Origin of the sequence: Nitrospira sp. (assembly GCA_037045225.1) — a bacterium.
Lineage (GTDB): Bacteria > Nitrospirota > Nitrospiria > Nitrospirales > Nitrospiraceae > Nitrospira_A.
In genome coordinates, this window is the sequence record JBAOHZ010000009.1 from 362,483 (window position 1) to 380,928 (window position 18,446).

An 18,446-nucleotide genomic window follows, 5' to 3' on the forward strand; every position below is an offset into this window, starting at 1 on the left:
TGCGATCGGATCCGGCAGCCGGACTGCCGATGACGAGACGAGGGGGCCGCTGGGCATCACAACCGCAACTCGATGGTGAGGGATGATGGATGCACAATTTTGGCATGACAGGTGGGCCAAGAATGAGATTGGCTTCCACAAGAGTGAAGCCAACCCGTTCCTGGTGAAGTATGTTCATGCGCTGGCGTTGAGAAAAGGCAACCGGGTTTTTGTCCCCTTGTGCGGCAAGACGCTGGATATCCCGTGGTTGCTGTCTAACGGCTACCGCATTGCCGGATCGGAACTGAGCGCACTCGCCATCGACCAACTGTTCTCGGGCCTCGGGGTGACACCAACCATCACAAAGAACGGTCGCATCGCTCACTACTACGCGAACAACATCGACATCTTTGTCGGCGATCTCTTTGATGTGACGAGAACAATGCTGGGTCCGGTGGATGCGATCTATGACAGGGCCGCCCTGGTCGCCCTTCCGGACACCATACGCAGCCGCTACACCGCACACCTCACGGACATCACCAATCACGCACCGCAGCTGCTCATTTGTTATGAGTATGACCAACGCGCGGCAGAAGGCCCTCCCTTCTCAATCAGCCACGAGGAGGTCCGCCGACATTATGCGGATCAGTACCAACTCACGCTCCTCACCAGCGAAGAGGTGCCCGGTGGACTGAAGGGAAAATGTGCGGCGACCGAACACGTGTGGCTGCTACAACAGAACTGAGGGACGTAGGCAGCACACCACCAGGCTCCGCGCGGGCGGAGGACAGTGGCCGATCCAAGCCAGTTCTCTCTGGTCGGCGGCCGGTTAGCGTTTGGCTGGGCAATGCCCTGTTGGGCTCAGCCTCACGTGGTAGGCGTCGGAGTGATAAAACTGCGGCAGTGTGAACGAGAGCTCATCCGTCTCCACGGAGAGCGTACGATCGAGGGTGACAACTGGCGACTCGAGAGGAGCGGACCCCACATCAGGTATTTGTTCGGCGCACAGATGCACTGTCCTACCATCCGGCGAGGGAAACAACCGCCTGACATTCTTCAGCACGACTCTCGTGTCTTCAGGCGAATCGTCTTCGTATTTCCCCAGCAATAGCCGCAACGTGCCGGACGGCCTGTCCAGCGCCGCGAGGGCATGAAGCCTTGCACGATCCGTCATCGTATAGAGCCTGACGCCCTCCATCTCCGCATAGGCCTTGTAGATGTGCCACCCCGGCCGTGTCTGCTTCCGATCGACATACAACAAGCCGTCCAGCGTGGGGTTATCACAGGTGTTCTCCACGCTGTCCCGGCTCGTATCCTGAGGATCCGGCCAACAGGCACGCATCGCACTGAGGATGTCCGCCCGCTCATACACCGCCAGCACTGCGGCAGTATATCCGGCGATCGTCCAGGACTCCTGCCCCAGGATCTCGTTCACTGAAATCGGCCGCTGAAGCCCGCGGGCCTGCAAGTACTCGCGCAAGTCCGCCACATAACTAAGCGCCTCGGAGGGGTCTGCATATTCATGATAGGCCACCACATCCGGAAAGACCGCGTGGGCGTGACTCCACTCCAGAAACGGCTTGAGTAACCGGTATCGGCTCACGCTCGGACCGACGATCTTCGCACCGGGCATTCGCTGTCTGATGCGCTGATAGGCCAGTCGCCAACCTTCCTTGAGTCGCTCATTGTCATTGAGGGGAAGCGTCGCAAGATCGGGTTCATTATAGATATCCCAGATGACCGACACTTGTCGCTGCAGCACCTGATCGATCACATGGTCCACATGCGCCAGCCAGGGCCCATAATTGTCGTCGAGCCCGATCTGGTTGATATCGAAAATCTGCAGCGCGCGATGCTCGAAGACCAATCCGAGGGTGAGTTGAAACTCCGTCACCCCGGCCTGCTTGAGCCGGTCATAGTTGTGCAGCACGTAGCCGGTGTTTCCGCGAAAACTGGTCGGCTTCAAGGGAAGAATCAGCTCCATCGGCGGGTCTGTCGGTTCGATACTGACCAAATACCCGTTGGCCCGATGATTCATCGGACCCTGCTCGACCCCCAGATCGACCATGATGGTGCCGGCCAGACTCCAGGGTGCGCACAACAAGATGAGGGTACCTATCAGCAGACTGATGATCGAGGCAGATCGCACGGACGCGGCTCCTCCTAGGAGACATTCCACTCAACGAACGCCGAGGATATTCGGTTGTACTGCCGAGAAAGACTGGAGGTCAAGATGGAGTGGATGGGATCACGCGGCGACACACAGATCGCGCCATCGCGGAAGCTGAGGGAGAAACTGCTCACGTGCCAGATAGTGTTCATCGAGACCGGATACTTCGGTCGGATTTTCCCCGGAGCGGGTCTGGGCCTCAGCCATAGCATTCGCCACATGCACGGCAGTCACGGCACAGAACCCGGATCCCTTATAGTCGGCAGGATGGTGATGATAGGCCACCGCCTCCACAATGCCGTCGCCGAGTCCCCAGATTCCAAGCAGATACGCTCCGACATGGGCATGATCGGCCCCGAACACCTCCCGCTCGGCTTCCCAATCGGGTATCTGTTTCGTCTGCATCAATTCCAGCACGCGCGCGTAGTCGTCAGGCTTATTCGCCACCAGTACCAACACTCCCACATCGTGGAGCAAGGCAGCGGTAAACGCTTCGTCCATGACCTGCTGGCTCGCCCCGGCTTCCTTCGCAATCCGGCGCGCGCACGTGCCGACCTGCATCGCGTGCCGCCACAAGTCATCCAGCGAAAACGACGGCAGCTTCGTCTGATCGAACTGCGCAAACACCTGGCTGGAGAGTACGAGCGACTTGATCGTATCGAAACCCAACAGAGCCACCGCCTGCTCGGGATCGGATACGCGGGTACGGAGACCGAAAAAGGCGGAATTTACCAACTGCAAGATCTTCGTGACCATGCCGAGATCTTTGGCCACGATGCGGGACGCCTTCTTCAGCGAAGCCTGCGGGGCCTGCATTTCCTTCATCAATTCCTGGTAGATCGACGGGAGGCTCGGCAGCGTCTTAATTTCGTTCGCCAGACTGCGCAGCGCGGGATTGGCCAGCACGTCCCGTAATGCTTCCGCCTTCTCAATCGTCGCTTTCAGCGTGGCGACATCGAATGGCTTTTGAAGAAACCGATGGGCGACTGAGGCAGAGCGCAGATAATTGGCAGGGCTCTGGTCTCCGGAGAGGATAATGCGGGTCGCCTGCGGACAGACCTTGCGCACCTCGCCGAGAAATTGCGCGCCGTCCATCCCCGGCATCGTCATATCCGACACCACCACATCGCACGGGGTCTCACGGATGGCGGCCAGTGCGGCCGTGGCGGAGGGAAAAAACGCCATTGCCCATTCAGCCTGCATCGGAGCCAAGGTCCGTTGCAGATGCTTCAAGATCTCCGGCGCATCGTCCACAAAGACTACACGTCGCATCATCCCCTCCTCCGACAAGATCTTCCTCCTCTCCTCATCGGTCAGCTTCAAGGGAACCTTAACAATTGCAGCAACTCGAGGGCTGATCTGCCCGGTTCCGCCGCTCCTCCGTGGGCTCAGGCTTCCTATGGTTTCGCTAACAGCCCCATGTGTTGCATTTCCAGACAAAATTCAGCATGGCGCTTATTGGATTCAGCGGCACCGAAACTCATGACCACCAAGGCCTGTTTGGCAGCGTCCCTTGCCTTGTCACAGGCACCGAGATGCGTATAGGCGATACTCACATTGTTCAAGGCGAACGCATAGGCCGTCGACGGAGAGGATTGTGCGATGAAGCGCTCGTAATGTTCCGCCACTTCCCGCCACCGAGGGTGTGTCAGGCCGGCCAGTGCGCCGGCAAGATAGAAATCGTACATGGCATTGCCCGCCGCTGACTCAAACGGTCCTTGCGTCATCCCCCTGGCCTGCTTGAGCACCCTGATGCCATCTTCAATCTCCGCATCGTGGTTTGACCAGTTGCCCGAGGCTATCAAGAGTTTTCCCTTCGCCGCCAGATACCGCGCCGATGTCGGGGCCACCACCAACGCCTGATGAATCTCTCTCAATGCGCGATCATACGCCTTGTAATACCCTGCATGAATCGCCGTGACGTAATGAAGAAACCCTGCTTGCTTTGATTCCTGGATTGCCTGCGTCAGGCGTGAAAACTCTTCAGAAATCTGGGAGAGGGCCTCCACCCGGTCAGACAATGATGAATTTTCCAATGAGGCAAGCCGCAGATAGATAAGCTGCCATCGGGCTTCCAGGTGATCCGGCTGCCGTTCCAGTATTGCCTGTAAGTAGCGCTCGGCCGATGACGTATCTCCGGAGTACCCAGTGGCAGTGAGCTGCTGCATCGCTTTACGCAACAGCTCCTGCGTCTCCTGTTCGGCAACGCAGACGACAGGGCTCCCCAGCAGCAGGAGCAGTAGAACAACTCGTCGGAGCATCATCGTGCCGCTCCCGTGAACACAAACGCGGCCCAATAGAAGGGGTGCCGGTGAGCCCGCGTCTGCAGAAGTGTTCGTTGCGCGTGTTTGAGGGCAGAAATCGCCGGTATGTTTCGATGGTAGGCCTTGTGAAACACGCTCATGAACTCCGCCGTCGCCCGATCGTTCACGGCCCAGAGCGGAGCCACGACCGTTTTCGCCCCTGCAAAGAAGAACGCTCGCTCCAGTCCGAATACATCCCGAGGAACAGCCGGATCGGTCAGCCCTGTCTCGCAACTACTCAACGTGACGAGTTCCACCTCGCTCATTGCCACCGTCGCAATGGCATTGGCATTCCAGTTCTGTGCGCGGACGCGATGTCCGTTTTCCGACGACAGCCAGATCGCTGACTCCATCGCACGGGCAGGATAAAACGTCCCATGCGCGCCAATGTGAAGAAACGACGGATGTCGTGTCCCTTGAATGGCTTGTACCAACCGGCTTTCCGAGCACTCTTTCCCGACCAGCGCCGTCACGTGGGCACCATACAATTGCCTGAGCAAGTCCCCTGTCTCCTGCTGAAAAGGCAGGCGAGCACCGGAGATGTCCGGATCCACACAGGCAATGCCATACTGTACCGGCCTCGCCTTGAGCGTATGAAGCGCCGTGGCATACCGCAGCGAGGGAACCCGATAGATCTCGTATGATTCAGCGACAAAATGCCCGCCATCCATGAGCGCCTCCAACGGGATGCGGGAGAGGAGCCCGTCAGGGCTATAGACCAACGTCTTGATCGTGTTGGGAATCACTTTTACGATCGGTTGAAGCAGATGCGCAAACAGCCATTGAGCCGGCTCGCGATACAGGTCGTTGTGAGGGTTCGTAAGCGTGAGGCGAAGCTGCTGGATCATTCGCCGGCATTCCTCCCCGTCAGCGAGCAACGGAATATGGCGAATTCCTGCCTTGCTCAACACAAACGCCGACACCTCCTCGTGACTGAACAAGAAAGATATCAGGGCCGTGTCGGTCGGTATTCCACGTTGAATCTCTCCGATGTGTTCTGCGGACAGGCTCCCCATGGCCACCAGTTCCTTGAGTTGAAGCGTCACCTGCAATTGTCGCCGCTCATGATCATGCCTCCGACGCATCTCGGTGTAATCACGAGCTCGGTCTGCTCCCGCCATCGGCAATAAATCATCCCCCGGACGTTCCCAGAATTCGATACCTTCTTTGGCCTGCCGTCGCTCCATCGCCGTCCACTCTTCCTGCCTCTGTTTATAGGACGGATCCTCGAAGATATCCTGGAGCGTCCGCGCCTTATTCGATTCTAACAACGCCAGCGAAGCCGCAAGGCTTCCGGTTCGCACAGAGTACCTGACAAAATCATTGATGAACTCCGCGTGCTCCGTATCCAGTCTCGCTTTGGCGTCCTCTCCCGGCTCATTCGCTCGCGTCAACTCATAGTTCGCATACGCGGAATGATAGTACCGCCCGGCCTCCTCGGTATTCTTCAGCGCTGCATAGGAGTAGGCCAGCCTGCGGAGGACACCCGTATAACGATCGGTGGGTTTTTCCGACGGCGTGAAGAATGTTTGGGCACGCTGCAAGACCGCAATGGCCTGTTCGTGCCGATCGGCGCGGGCCAGATCGGTCGCATACCCGTTGGCGGCCTCGGATTTTGTCCACTGATGGGTAGGCTCGTTTCCGAGCCGTTGGCTTTCCTCCCAGGCCTCCGCATACAACTTTGTGGCGCCCTCATGATCGCCCAGGTGGGTCAGGCTACCGGCAAGGGATGGAAGCGCACGGACATAGTCTTCTCGATAGCGGCTGGCTTGAAGATGTTCCCGCGCACGAAGAAGCCACATCACCGACACACCGGGGTCCCGGTCGTGCAACATTCTCGCAAACAGCAGTTCGACCACTCCCATTTCTTCAGGACTTTTCATCTGCTCTGCCACCTTGTACGCAAGTAAGGCGGTCAACAGTGCTTCATCGAGATTCTTTGCGCGATGGGCGACATCGGCCATGATGGTCAATGCGATCCCGATCCCCATGAGATTCGCATGTCGATAGCTGATCGCGAGGACTTGCTGGTAGGTACGATAGGCTTCTCGATATTCTCCGCGCGAAATTTGCGGGCGGCCCACCGCATGGTCTAACTGAATGGCATGCGCGATATTGTCTTCCGCAGGCACGACGGAAACGCCGTCTATATAGTGAAGAATATTGGCCTTGAACGCGTCATCCAGCTCAAGGGAGGCAGGTTGGTCCACCACCACCGGTCCCGGGCCGGCTGAAACGATCGGTCTGGATTGAACCTCACTCGTCACCCGTGATTCTTGGACGTAATAGATGCCCAGTGCGATCAACACGAACAGCAACAACAGACTTCTCGTCTGACGAGTCATAACCGCATGTCCTACGAGTGAATTCCAAACGCCCTGCGCAGTCGACGTGGCGCACGCGCTAAATGAGCCTATTCGTCAATCGACTGGAGTGATGATACAGACTAGCTGCATGCCTCAATAATAAAGCCAACACGGCAGTACTCCAACGCATTCCTCCTTCTCTGCCATGAGGGCTTTAGAAGAAACACGCAACGCGAGGCATGTGAGGGACCGAGCGCAGGAAGACTGAGGAGAGAAGAACGTGCACTGCAGGCGTGGTCAGGAACGGCGAAGGGAGCAGGCTGTCGTGGAAATCACACAGCAAAACTGTCAGTTACGGTCGAGGTCCCAACTCACGATGTCGGCGTTTTTCCCTTCGCCTCCCGGGACCCCGTCGGCCCCGAAGGAGATGATTTCGAACTCGCCACCCTGCGTGGAAGGAGTGGTGTACTTGTAGGGACCGTTCCAGGGATCGACCGGCACTTTGGGAAGATACCCGCCGGCTTTCCAATTGGGGGCGGCAGGACCTGTGACCGGTCGCTCAACGAGGGCCTTCAAGCCCTGTTCGGTCGTGGGAATGTTGCCGTTATCGAGTTTATAGAGTTGCAGCGCGCTTTCGATATTCGAAATTTGGGCCTTGGCCGCGGCCCGTTTGGCATCTTCCGTGCGCCCCATCACCCGCGGAATGAGCAGCGTAGCCAGAATCGCGAGGATCACCACGACGATCATGACCTCGATGAACGAGAATCCCTCGCACGATTTCAGTCGAGGGAGTGGAGTGCTACGAGAATCGGGCATCATCCCGTGACGACGGTAGCTTGAACTGGTCGGATCATGATGCCATTTCATATACACGCGGCTCCTTCTCTCGAGAGAACCTGAGGAGCTTGTACTCCTCACGCTTAATAACGATCAGGAATTGTAACAGGAACCCGTTCCTCGCTGTAGCCCAATTTCTGCCGACCATTCCATCGCGCATCGACAGTAAGCTCTTTCCCGAAAACGTCAGAACACCCGTCTCTTCCCTGCTGTCAGGGCCGCGCAACCTGAAAGAGCATCACGCCGGGCTTCAACTGCGCGCGGGGAAGCACGCTCTGGTGCATACGAAAGGTCGGCAACGATGACACCGGCGTAATGGCCTGGACTTGCATGCCGGCAGCTCGACATCCGTCTGCGACCGTCGCAGGGCCCACAATGAACGCAACGGCACCGGGCATGAGCCGCCGAGCAAGCTGCTGCATCCGTGCAGCCACTGCATCCGGTTTGTCATAGTGACTGAACGGCGTCCACTCGTAGGCGAGATCGTATGGCCCGTTGTTGAGATCGCCCCTCTCATTGGCGCGAACGCGCATGCGTACACGGGAGAGCCAATCCAGTCGTTGTGCGCGGGCCCACAGGTTCCATAACATCTGCGCCTGCCGCTGCGCGAAAGCCGGGTGGTCGTAGAGCACGGTGCAGGCGCGGGGGCAGTCGTTGGCGATACAGGTGGTGATTGCCGCGTCGAAGCCGCTGATCAACTGTTGCCCTGCCCGCCCGACCTGCGCGGCCAACGGGCGATCCTGCTCGATGAGGTCCTGCAGATAGTCCGCCACAAACGGCTGCGTCGGTAACTCACCGATCTCACGTTCATCGTCCGGATAGAGCAGGACTGCACCAAACGCCTCTTCCGGACTCACCACCGGCGCAGCCCCTCCGAACACAGCGGTCCAATCGATGCCGGGCTGCGCAGCGCCGACCAGAGGCGGACCGGTGACAGCCCCCCAGCTGCGGCCCAACGGAAGCACCCGGCGGGTGCCTCGATCCACCAACAGGAGCTGCTCCTGCTCAACGGCCACTCCGCGCTCGCAGGGTGCCATGCCCCGCCGGTCGAACGGTTGATAGGATAATCCGGCCGGATCATCCCAACAGGTGGCTTTCAAGATCCGTGGTCCTTGAATCGTCACGCAGAGCTTTCGTGCCGCCTCGGCATGCCGTCTGGGCGCATCCGATACCGGAAGCCAGGTCACCATGTGCGACCGGGGAGGATCCATGAACAAAGGAAAGGGATCACCTCCACCCGGGATCTGCGGGGAGAAAAAGTTACTGAACAACCGGTAGGCCGCATCCGACGGATACGTAGGGATGCCTCGATACCGCAGCGCGCGTGGCGCGGGTTTTGTCCGGTTCTGGTCGTCATACAGCCCGCGGATTAACTCAAACAGCGCCGAGCCTGTGCCGGGCAGCAACGAGAGAAAGAGCTCCACCACCGGGAGAAAGTCGATCTCCTCCCAATGCATGGCTCCCATACAGGCCATGAATTGTTTGGTGTCGAACGTCCCGTCCGGTAGGACATAGATCGCATCCTTTCGATGCCGGATCGTGGCGACCCCCTTCGCCCCGATGGTCATGTCCTGATCGTTGTAAAAAAACCGGACTTCCTCCAACGGAACCTGCATCGCTTGCGCCGCCATACCACGAAGATCATCCGCCCTGAGTCGCTGCCAACCCGGCTTGCGCGACAAATCCAGGGTCATGACATTCACCAGGCCGCTGGGAGTCAGTCCCACCCAAGCCCCCCAGTCGAGATGCACCCTGGCCCGCAGGAGGCGCAGTGTCCCGTCGATGGTCCCCCATTCACATTCATGCAAGGGATGGCCATCAGGGTCGGTCGCGCAGATGCGGCGACCATGGCTTCCATAGACGACGAGATGACCGGTTGGTTGCTGCGAGACGGATCCTGCCACACACAGCAGGTGCGGCAGGTCCGTCAAATTGGAAGGAAAGGTGAGCGTACCCGGACGTCGGAGAATCTCGTGTACCAAGGAATCAGGCGGCATTTACTCGCGGATCTGACCGCTCCCGAGCACCACAAATTTTGAACAGGTCAATTCTTCAAGTCCCATCGGCCCTCGAGCATGGAGCCGCGACGTGCTGATGCCGATTTCCGCCCCCAGGCCGAACTGGTAGCCGTCATTCAGCCTCGTCGAGGCATTCACGAGGACTGCACCGGCATCCACCTCGCGCAGAAACCGCATGGCGCGGGCGTAGTCATTCGTCACGATCGCCTCCGTGTGCTGGGATCCGTAGGTGGCGATGTGCTCCAAGGCTTCATCCATCGTCTTGACCACTTTGATCGCCAGGACCAGATCCAGAAACTCCCGACCGAAATCGTCCTCAGCGGCCGGCGTCACTTCAGGACAAAGCTGAGCGGTCTTCGGACAACCACGAAGTTCCACCTTCGCCGCTTTGAGCTTCTCCACCAGCGCCGGCAGCCAGGTACGCGCAATGCTGTGGTGGACCAACAGAGTCTCCATGGCGTTGCACGTCGAGGGCCGTTGCACTTTTGCATTCAGACAGATCCGCTCGGCGACCTGGGGATCGGCATCCACATCCACATAGGTGTGACAGACTCCCTTGTCGTGCTTGAGCACGGGGATCGTCGCATGCTCGGCGATCGTCCGCATGAGCGATTCCCCGCCCCTGGGAATGATGAGGTCGATGTACCGGTCCTGCTTGAGCAACAACTGAACGATCTCACGCTCGGCGCGCTCGACAAATGTGATCGCACCCGCCGGCACACCGGCCTTTTCCGCCGACTCACTCAACACCTTAGCGATAGCCACGTTTGAATGCAGGGCCTCGGATCCTCCTCGCAAGATGCAGACGTTCCCGGACTTGAGGCACAAGGCCGCCGAATCCGCCGTGACGTTCGGACGCGCTTCGTAAATGATCCCAATCACGCCGATCGGTACACGCATGCGGCCCACCTGCATCCCGTTCGGCCGCGTCCACATCTTGGGGGTCTCGCCAAGCGGATCCGGCAATCGCGCAACATCACGGATCCCTGCGGCCATCTCTCGAATGCGCTCCGTCGTCAGCCGCAATCGATCCCCCATCGCTTTTCGCTCGGGCGTGGCATCGAATTGCTCGAGATCCTTCTCGTTCTCGGCCAACAGCTCCGCCTCATGCTCTTCGAGCCCATCGGCCATGGCCTCCAAGGCCTGATTTTTAATCGCCGTCGAAAGGGTGGAGAGCCGGCCGGCCGCCCCCTTGGCCTTTTTGACCAGGGTCGCGACATACTCTTCCGGAGTGAGTACTTCAACTGGAGCATCCAGCTCCGGAACCGGGGATTCGGTGAGATCTTGTTCCATGTCGTGGATTCCTGCTGCTGGCGGTACCTGAGACCTACTGCCTCAGCCTCTCCGCCTATTCAAGATGGTGAACGGAAACGCGACGATTTATAGCCAGACAGGATACTGTGGGATTCTGAGTCGGGTCAAGGGTTGCGCGCGGGACCCGGTGTCGGCGGCACGCCTGGAGTAGAACCGGGCGCGCCGGGTTGCATCGGCATCATCCCGGGAGTCAGGCCCATCATCGGCGGCATCAACATCGACTGCGAGGAAGGATTGGGATGTTGAAACATCCAGTCGTGATACGTCTTTCGGCCTTCGAAGTGGCGAACCGCGAGGGGAAAGTCCCGTTCCTTGATCGGTTTGGCCTTGCTTTTGCTCCGGACCCCCATAATCCCGCCGGTCGGCGCACGCAGGTATTCCCAGTCTCCGCCCGTCATCGGATCCTGATAGGCCTTTCGTAAATACGGCTTGTAGGCACGGGTCAGTTCGGCTAACGACTGGGGATACATTTCATTGGGCATCACCCGCCCAACCTGCATGGTGGCTGAATAGAGCGCCAGGGCGTTTTGAATTTCGATCCCCTTGGCTATGAGATCGGCTTCTTTTTCCCGTTGTACCATCACGGTCCATTGACGGGTGGCCGCCGACACAGAGATCCCGATCAGGACGATCGAGAACATCAAGGCCAGATAGGTAATGCCGCGATCAGTCTTGAGAAGACCCCCCACACATCCCTGCCTAGTTGGGTTGCGCGCCCGCACTGGGTGCATCCGTGACGGGAATGACCTGCGTCACCTTGGAGGCGACATCCTGAAGCGTGATCTCGTGCATCGACACATCCTTCACCAGCACCTCACCGGCTATCACTTCACCGACCTGCACCACGTGCATTTCGTCGTTCTTGATCACCACGGCCATATTGCGCTTCTTTTGCGAACCGCCTCCCACCGCCATAAACCCGACATACCGAAAGTGGTTCAACTCCGTCGCGATGCGCAGCCGCGCCACCTCCTCCGGGGTCGGGCCCTGTGGTCCCTCAACAACCGCCTCTCCCTCGGATGATTCTCCCTCGGGGGACTCTTCAGACGTCACCTGCCCTTCAAACGGCAGCGTACCAGGGAATTCCCCTGCAGGGAGCTTGAATTCCCACAGTCCAGATGGATTCTTTTCCTCTCCCTTGGGAGCCCGACGCCGTCTTGGCTGAGGCTTGGGGGCCGGAGGCGTCGATACGGACGGCATCAAACTGGCGAAGATATTCCGGGGCGTGGAAAAGGTTGCCTCGCGCTGGCCCTTGATGGCGGCCAACCGATCCAGATGAACCTGCAGCGGCGAAGCCGCGGGGGCCGCTGAAGTTTTGCCCAGTGGCCGCTGTCCCTTGACATGAGTCAAGGGCACACGCTCCTGCTCGGTGGAATAACCGAATTGCCACATGAGCAACCCAAGCCACAACACCACGAGGACCGCCAGCAGCATCCCTTGATTCTTACTGATTCGATTCATAAGGTCACGGCGCCGGAGGCTGTAACTGTTGCCCTCGTAGATAGGTCGAAATCCGGATATTAAAGGTGAGTTGCTGATCCTGCACATTCCCCGATCGAACCAAATTTAAGTCTTCGATGAACAGCAACTCCTCCGCTGATTCCAAGTTGTAGAGAAACCGACGCAAATCCTCATAACGACCCGTCACCGTTCCCTGCAGGATGGCCTTGGTCGCATCCGCGACCGCGGTCTTTTCTGTCCGATAGGACAGCGCCGGTAAGGTCACCTGGTCTCGCTTTGCCTCCTCCGTCACCCCAAGTGCCAGCGGCGCAAAATCACGAAACAGCGGCAATACCGCCCACACCCGCTGCAGATCCGCCTTCGCCTTCTTGGCCTCCTTATGCCGGCTCAGTTGTTGGCGGGCCCTCATCCAGTCCGCCTCGAGCCGGACCTGCTCCTGCTTGGCCGTGCCCAGGGCTAACGCATGAATCGCATAGCTCATGAGGGCCAGCGTCGCGACAAACGCCAGCCAGGGGAGGATGGGCGCGTAGGGTTGACGCCACGTATGTTGGAGACGGTCGAGGCCAGGCCACATCATGGGTTACGGTTCCGATAACGTAACGAGAGGTCGAACTCCACTAATCCGGTGGCCATCACCCGATGCTGCCCCAACACCGGTTCCTTGAATTGGGGATGGTCTTGAAAGGTCACGGTGAGGGTGGTCACGTCTTCCAGCGCCCTCGCGGAGCCAGTCAGCATAATCGTGGCATTCGTCGGATCAAGCCGAATGCTGTTGACGGCGATGCGTTGCGGAATGGCACGCTCCAACTCCGTCAGAAACCGGGTCCACGAAAAACTCCGCTTCTCGATCAACTGATTGGCGAACTCGATCTCCTTGGGCAAGACCTGCAGGGCCGCCTCCGACAAATCAAGCCCCTCCTGCTGTGCTTCTCGCAACAACTCCTTGTCCCGATCTTGAACCTGGTTCAAGGCCGATTCCATGGATTGCACATCCTGCCACACCAACCAGGCCTGGGAGATATCCCACAAGATGGCCAAGCCGATCGCCCCCGCGAATAACATGATGACGAGTCTCGCCGGAGCCAGATACCAGCGATACCGGCTGCTGAGATTGATCGCGAAAGCGCCGCTTCGTGCCGAGGGTTGCCCGACGCGCAATGCAAAATCACGAACCTTCGAGACAAGCGTATCCAACGACATGATCTACACGACCCCTGCAATCGCGGGTAATGCGGCACTCGTGTGTGGTCCCGCAATGGGCCCCCCGCCGGACTGCTGCACTCGATCCCACTCCACCGCCTGCACCGGTACGCCCAATCCTTTTTCCAACAGTTGTTGCAGTCCGGCCCCCATCGCGTCATCCGCAACGAGGACCGCGTGATCAATCGCCAAATCCGGCGTTTGCTGCTGACAGGCATAGATGGAATCGGCGCACTCCTGCACGATACGGTCCAACCCCACCTGCCCGGCACCCGCTCCCCATGCACTGCCTGACCCGACGCCGCCCTGCAACTTCGAACGGAGAAACACCAAGGTACCCTTATGAAAAATAAACGCCGTGACCCCGCCGTCGGTGGCGTTCACCCAGAGGTAGTCGGCTGTCGATTGAACGGTGCGCCCGGCTCCTTGTGCCCACAAATTAAACATCCGCAGACTCGAGATATCCACTTCCTGCGGAATCAGCCCCGCCGCTTCACACACCGCCTCGTACTGAGCCAGGACGACCTCTTGCACTACCACCGCTAACACGGTGCAAGGCCCCTCGCCCGAAACGCCTGGTTCCGACAGGACTTGAGAAAAGACCTTGACGCCGGCGAGCGACAGCAATTGATCCTGACTCAATCGCCAACGCACAAGCGCCTCGCGTTCCTCCGAGCTCCACGGAAGTTCTTGGAGTTGAAGTACCGCCAGCCGCACGGCCATATCCGGTAAGATGATCGTCGCCGCACGAGGGACTCCCGGATCAGACGACCGAGCGGCGTCTTGAGCGGTGGCCGACGCAGCGATCGCTCGAATGTGCGACTCCAACTCATGCGGGGACAAAATATTTTGCTCGAGCGGCGACAGGCGCACAATTCCCTCGGGTAACGCCGACACCACGCATTGATACCGTGGCCGACCACGCCAATTCCGATGCACCTCGGCCCAGGCAAGATCCCGCGCCCCGATCTTCAAACAATACTGCGGACGACTAGTGATCCAATCCCACATCGGCTATCGCTCTTCGCTGAACGTCACGCGATTGATCTCTCGCAACGTCGTCTCTCCGGCCAATACTTTCTTCACTGCCGATTGCCGCAAGGTAATCATCCCGTCCGTCACCGCACGGTACCGAATTTCCGATAAGGCACGATCGGCCAAAATCATTTCCTTGATCTCATCGGTCAGGTCCAGGAACTCAGTAATACATTTCCGTCCGCGATACCCCGTCTCATGGCATTCAAGGCAGCCTTTACCTTCGTAAAACGGCTCGTTCTTATACTGATCGTAGTCGAGGCCGGATTCTCCGGCCAACGCCTGATCAAGCACCACTTGGTGCCGGCAAGCCGGACAGATGATCCGAATCAGTCGTTGCGCGAGCACGCACGTCAGGGCCGCCAGAAAATTATACGAATCGATGCCCATCGAGGCAAATCGCCCGATGACATCAAAAACGTTATTCGCATGCACCGTGGTAAACACCAAGTGACCCGTCAGCGCCGACTGAATCGCAATTTGAGCGGTTTCGGCATCCCGGATTTCGCCGACCATGATCTTGTCCGGATCGTGCCGCAGAATCGATCGTAATCCCCGGGCAAACGTCAGGCCCTTCTTTTCGTTGACCGGAATCTGCACGACTCCCGGCAGCTGGTACTCCACCGGGTCTTCAATCGTGATCAGCTTGTCTTCCTGAATGTTCATTTCGCTGATCGCGGCGTACAGTGTCGTGGTCTTTCCGCTGCCGGTCGGGCCGGTCACGAGCACCATGCCATAGGGCCTGGTAATTGCGCGCCGAAACCGCTTGAGATCCTCGGCATTAAACCCCAGCCGGTCCAAGCGCAACGTGGAGACCCCGGTCGTGATCGCCTCGCGGTCCAAAATTCTGATCACCACGGACTCGCCGAACACACTGGGAAGAATCGACACCCGGAAGTCCACCGTCTTTCGATCAAGCCGCATGCGGAAACTGCCATCCTGCGGCACCCGCCGTTCGGCAATATCCAGATCGGACATGACTTTGATCCGGGACACCAGCGGCGGGTGCAACTTCACGTCGAGTGGATCCATGGCTGAGACCAGAATGCCGTCCACGCGGAATTTCACTGTTGTGGCACGATCGGTCGCCTCAATGTGAATATCACTCGCCCGGCGTTGCATGGCACTCAACATAATAGTATCGAGCAGCTTGACCACCGGGCTCTGATCTTCGCCGAAATGATCGACGGTCAGGACTTCCTCGCCCCGCTCATCTTCCTTGACGAGCACCGACCGGTACTCCGCTTCCAACTCACGCAACGCCTGACTGGACCCTTCACTTCGCTCCAGCGCAGCAAGAATCGCCGCCCGCGAACTCACGACGTAGTGGAGCGTCCGATTCAACAGGATTTCCAGCTCATCAAGCGCCAGGAGGTTCTGAGGATCGGCAATCGCAATCGTCAGCGCTCCATTCTCCTCTTTGACCGGCACAAACGGGTGCCGCCGCATCAGCTTGACCGAAATGGTGTGATAAAACTCGGAGTCGACCCGAAACCCCGTCAGCGGGTCGTATGGAAGGCCATACTGCGCCGCCAACGCCTGTGCAAGCTGCGTCTCGGAAATGGTGCTTTCTTCGACCAGGGTCTGCCCCAAGGCCGCCATGTTGCCTCCCAGGCGAGCTGCCACCTGGTCCACGGTCCGCCTCGGCAAAATCCCTTCTCGGACCAGCACGTCGGCAAGTGACGGGCGAGTCAAGTGACGTTGCATCAGCATAGTCAGTCCTTCCCAGCCTGATACGGGAACAGCCACCTCACGGGGCCTACGACCCGCGACGGTGCTGGATTATTGGATCGTCCCGGCCATTTGAAAAATGGGCAAATACATGATGATCACGATGCCACCGACGAGCAATCCCATGACGAGCAGTAACACCGGCTCAATCCAGGTGGTGAGCTGGCTGAGCCGGACGTCGAGGTCCCCTTCGTAAAACTCAGCCACATCCCGAAGCATCGGCTCCAGAGAGCCGGTCTCTTCACCCACCGATAACATCTCGATCGCGAGCTTCGGCAAAATCTGCGGGCGCTCAATGGCAGCCGCCAGCGTGCTGCCTTCTCGAATCTCACCAACCGCCGACACTAGCCCTCGCGAGACGAATCGATTAGATACGGCCCCGCGCGCGATATCAAGCGCTTCCACCAGCGGAGTCCCGCCGGCCAATACAGTCGCCAGCGTACGGGTCAGCTGAATGGTGTGGTGTTCCACCAAAATCGTCCCGAGAAGCGGCAACCGTAGGAGCTGCCGGTCCACCGACAATCGACCGGCCGGAGTCTGGTACCATGCACGCCCCAACACGCCAGCTACACCGGCGACGATCGCCACAGGAATGAGCTGCGCCTCTCCCACGCTGATCACGGAGATCAGCCATCGAGTGGCCACCGGAAGTTTCGCCGACGATTCACCGTACACCGACACGAAGGTCGGCATGACATAACTCAGCAGAAACCCAACCACCGCAATTCCGACGACCACGAGAAACGCCGGATAGGCCAAGGCCTTAGAAACCTTCTGGCGGAGCCCGATCATCAGCTTCAGATAGGCAATATACCTCTGCAGCACCTCTGCCAGATTGCCCGACTGCTCACCGGCGCGGATCGTCGCCAGATAGAGATCAGAAAAATAGATGGAGTGCTTGGCCAAGGCCTCGGAAGCCGAGGCTCCGCCGCGAATGTCCTGCTTGATCACCTTGAGTGCTTCTCGAAAGGATGCGCGTTGGGTACGATCAATCAGCAAATCCCACACCCGCAGGATCGGCAGGCCCGCCTTGATCAAGACCAGCAGCTCTTGATTGAAGACGAGGAAATCCTGAAGCGGGAGTTTCCTCCAGTGACCTGCCGCAAGCCCGGATGTTCCAAAGCCCGCTCCCCGCCTCGCCAGACGAAAGACCAGCAGCCCGTCTGATTCGAGCTTGGCTCGCACGAGATGCTCATCATCCCCCTCGATATGGCCTTCAAAGGTGGTGCCATCGGCACGAGCCGCTCTGTATGCGAAGACAGCCATGGGATTAATCGGTTCGACACAACACGTGGTAACAGATGGTCTCTACTGAACGAGTGTGTCCCGGGAGGCCGACTGCAAAGTCGCCTGCTGCAGCCGAGGCTCCGGCAACCGGAGCGTTCGTCCCACGACAATGATGTTGTTCTGTAGTCCGTTGATCGCGCGAAGGGCATTCAGCTGGACCTTGTGACGACGCGCAATCCTCCACAAGGTGTCCCCCGCCTGAATGACAATGGTTCGGATCGAGGCGGCGGACTGAGCCGAGGCCGATCTCTCCGAACGTCGTTCATTACCAAGAACCAACGCAGCCGGATGCGCCACTGCGGCGCCGCCGGTATGGGGGCCGGCACCCGACCGGTCTCGTTCACGATCTAGGGCCGGCCCCATGGCTTCCGGATCAGCTGCTGGTGACGTCTCCTCGGAAGGCGTGCCGGTCATCGGCTGATCCAGCTGAGCAACCTTCTCTCGCTCGGACCGAGCCGAAGCCAATTCTTCCCGCTGCAATTCTATGACTTGACGGGCATCGGCCAGACGCCGCTCAGTCTCCTGCAACATGCCCTGAAGTTGCGCGCGAGCCACGTGTGCATCCGCCAGGTCCTTCCGTTGTTCCTCAAGTTCAGCACGTAGCTCGCTTGCTGTGCGCTGCGCTTCGCGGACAGCCGTTTTAAGAGAATCCGCGGTGATCTGGAGGTCGGATGGGAGCCCGTCAGGACCGGGGGTCACCCGCGCACACCCTCCACCAAACGAGAGCGCCAACACCATCAAGACCCAGCACCCACGTCGCAAGCCGACGACCGTCCGGCACACGAGACCACCTTGATGTATCATG

General features: G+C 59.0%; 16 protein-coding genes. 1 reads left to right on the plus strand and 15 read right to left on the minus strand.

All coding sequences use genetic code 11. The annotated features are described in order from the left end of the window. Window positions 1-82 precede the first annotated feature (82 nt). Window positions 83-724, plus strand: a complete 642-nt coding sequence (gene tmpT / locus V9G17_02815; GenBank protein MEI2751506.1) for a thiopurine S-methyltransferase — start codon at window positions 83-85, stop codon at window positions 722-724. An 84-nt stretch (window positions 725-808) separates the two neighbouring features. On the opposite strand, the gene V9G17_02820 is transcribed toward tmpT, so the two are convergent. From V9G17_02820 to V9G17_02890, 15 genes are all read right to left on the minus strand, one after another. Next, entirely contained in the window at window positions 809-2,128 is a 1,320-nt protein-coding gene (locus V9G17_02820; GenBank protein ID MEI2751507.1) for a hypothetical protein, read from the minus strand. 99 nt (window positions 2,129-2,227) lie between these two features. Beyond that, a complete protein-coding gene (locus V9G17_02825) occupies window positions 2,228-3,424 on the minus strand; it encodes a response regulator (protein ID MEI2751508.1) in 1,197 nt (398 codons plus the stop codon). 122 nt (window positions 3,425-3,546) lie between these two features. Beyond that, window positions 3,547-4,413, minus strand: a complete 867-nt coding sequence (locus V9G17_02830; GenBank protein ID MEI2751509.1) for a hypothetical protein — start codon at window positions 4,411-4,413, stop codon at window positions 3,547-3,549. Continuing rightward, entirely contained in the window at window positions 4,410-6,797 is a 2,388-nt protein-coding gene (locus V9G17_02835; GenBank protein ID MEI2751510.1) for a CHAT domain-containing protein, read from the minus strand. The genes V9G17_02830 and V9G17_02835 overlap by 4 nt, the downstream gene beginning before the upstream one ends. 309 nt (window positions 6,798-7,106) lie before the next feature. After that, window positions 7,107-7,625, minus strand: coding sequence for a type II secretion system major pseudopilin GspG (gene gspG / locus V9G17_02840; GenBank protein MEI2751511.1), 519 nt, complete (start codon window positions 7,623-7,625; stop codon window positions 7,107-7,109). A gap of 182 nt (window positions 7,626-7,807) precedes the next feature. After that, window positions 7,808-9,592, minus strand: coding sequence for a hypothetical protein (locus V9G17_02845; protein ID MEI2751512.1), 1,785 nt, complete (start codon window positions 9,590-9,592; stop codon window positions 7,808-7,810). Continuing rightward, on the minus strand, window positions 9,593-10,906 hold the full coding sequence (locus tag V9G17_02850; GenBank protein MEI2751513.1) for a glutamate-5-semialdehyde dehydrogenase: 1,314 nt from the start codon (window positions 10,904-10,906) through the stop codon (window positions 9,593-9,595). 125 nt (window positions 10,907-11,031) lie between these two features. Beyond that, window positions 11,032-11,616, minus strand: a complete 585-nt coding sequence (locus V9G17_02855; GenBank protein MEI2751514.1) for a hypothetical protein — start codon at window positions 11,614-11,616, stop codon at window positions 11,032-11,034. Between the two features lie 10 nt (window positions 11,617-11,626). Then, window positions 11,627-12,388: a hypothetical protein gene (locus V9G17_02860; GenBank protein ID MEI2751515.1), complete on the minus strand. Its 762-nt coding sequence runs from the start codon at window positions 12,386-12,388 to the stop codon at window positions 11,627-11,629. A gap of 4 nt (window positions 12,389-12,392) precedes the next feature. Further along, window positions 12,393-12,965: a type 4a pilus biogenesis protein PilO gene (gene pilO / locus V9G17_02865; protein MEI2751516.1), complete on the minus strand. Its 573-nt coding sequence runs from the start codon at window positions 12,963-12,965 to the stop codon at window positions 12,393-12,395. Next, entirely contained in the window at window positions 12,962-13,588 is a 627-nt protein-coding gene (locus tag V9G17_02870; GenBank protein MEI2751517.1) for a PilN domain-containing protein, read from the minus strand. The genes pilO and V9G17_02870 overlap by 4 nt, the downstream gene beginning before the upstream one ends. A 3-nt stretch (window positions 13,589-13,591) precedes the next feature. Next, window positions 13,592-14,599 carry a hypothetical protein gene (locus V9G17_02875; GenBank protein MEI2751518.1) on the minus strand — a complete coding sequence of 336 codons (1,008 nt, stop codon included), beginning with the start codon at window positions 14,597-14,599 and terminating at the stop codon, window positions 13,592-13,594. 3 nt (window positions 14,600-14,602) lie between these two features. Then, complete coding sequence (locus tag V9G17_02880; GenBank protein ID MEI2751519.1) at window positions 14,603-16,336, minus strand: ATPase, T2SS/T4P/T4SS family; 1,734 nt, start codon at window positions 16,334-16,336, stop codon at window positions 14,603-14,605. 69 nt (window positions 16,337-16,405) lie between these two features. Beyond that, window positions 16,406-17,620, minus strand: coding sequence for a type II secretion system F family protein (locus tag V9G17_02885; GenBank protein ID MEI2751520.1), 1,215 nt, complete (start codon window positions 17,618-17,620; stop codon window positions 16,406-16,408). A gap of 42 nt (window positions 17,621-17,662) precedes the next feature. Further along, complete coding sequence (locus V9G17_02890; GenBank protein MEI2751521.1) at window positions 17,663-18,445, minus strand: LysM peptidoglycan-binding domain-containing protein; 783 nt, start codon at window positions 18,443-18,445, stop codon at window positions 17,663-17,665. Between the last annotated feature and the right edge of the window lies 1 nt (window position 18,446).

What these genes read in the sequence shown, in the direction of transcription:
- tmpT (MEI2751506.1), top strand. Translation starts at nt 83, where the DNA reads ATGATGGATGCACAATTTTGGCATGACAGGTGGGCCAAGAATGAGATT.
- V9G17_02825 (MEI2751508.1), bottom strand. Translation starts at nt 3,424, where the DNA reads ATGATGCGACGTGTAGTCTTTGTGGACGATGCGCCGGAGATCTTGAAG.
- V9G17_02830 (MEI2751509.1), bottom strand. Translation starts at nt 4,413, where the DNA reads ATGATGCTCCGACGAGTTGTTCTACTGCTCCTGCTGCTGGGGAGCCCT.
- V9G17_02835 (MEI2751510.1), bottom strand. Translation starts at nt 6,797, where the DNA reads ATGACTCGTCAGACGAGAAGTCTGTTGTTGCTGTTCGTGTTGATCGCA.
- gspG (MEI2751511.1), bottom strand. Translation starts at nt 7,625, where the DNA reads ATGAAATGGCATCATGATCCGACCAGTTCAAGCTACCGTCGTCACGGG.
- V9G17_02845 (MEI2751512.1), bottom strand. Translation starts at nt 9,592, where the DNA reads ATGCCGCCTGATTCCTTGGTACACGAGATTCTCCGACGTCCGGGTACG.
- V9G17_02850 (MEI2751513.1), bottom strand. Translation starts at nt 10,906, where the DNA reads ATGGAACAAGATCTCACCGAATCCCCGGTTCCGGAGCTGGATGCTCCA.
- V9G17_02860 (MEI2751515.1), bottom strand. Translation starts at nt 12,388, where the DNA reads ATGAATCGAATCAGTAAGAATCAAGGGATGCTGCTGGCGGTCCTCGTG.
- pilO (MEI2751516.1), bottom strand. Translation starts at nt 12,965, where the DNA reads ATGATGTGGCCTGGCCTCGACCGTCTCCAACATACGTGGCGTCAACCC.
- V9G17_02870 (MEI2751517.1), bottom strand. Translation starts at nt 13,588, where the DNA reads ATGTCGTTGGATACGCTTGTCTCGAAGGTTCGTGATTTTGCATTGCGC.
- V9G17_02875 (MEI2751518.1), bottom strand. Translation starts at nt 14,599, where the DNA reads ATGTGGGATTGGATCACTAGTCGTCCGCAGTATTGTTTGAAGATCGGG.
- V9G17_02880 (MEI2751519.1), bottom strand. Translation starts at nt 16,336, where the DNA reads ATGCTGATGCAACGTCACTTGACTCGCCCGTCACTTGCCGACGTGCTG.
- V9G17_02885 (MEI2751520.1), bottom strand. Translation starts at nt 17,620, where the DNA reads ATGGCTGTCTTCGCATACAGAGCGGCTCGTGCCGATGGCACCACCTTT.
- V9G17_02890 (MEI2751521.1), bottom strand. Translation starts at nt 18,445, where the DNA reads ATGATACATCAAGGTGGTCTCGTGTGCCGGACGGTCGTCGGCTTGCGA.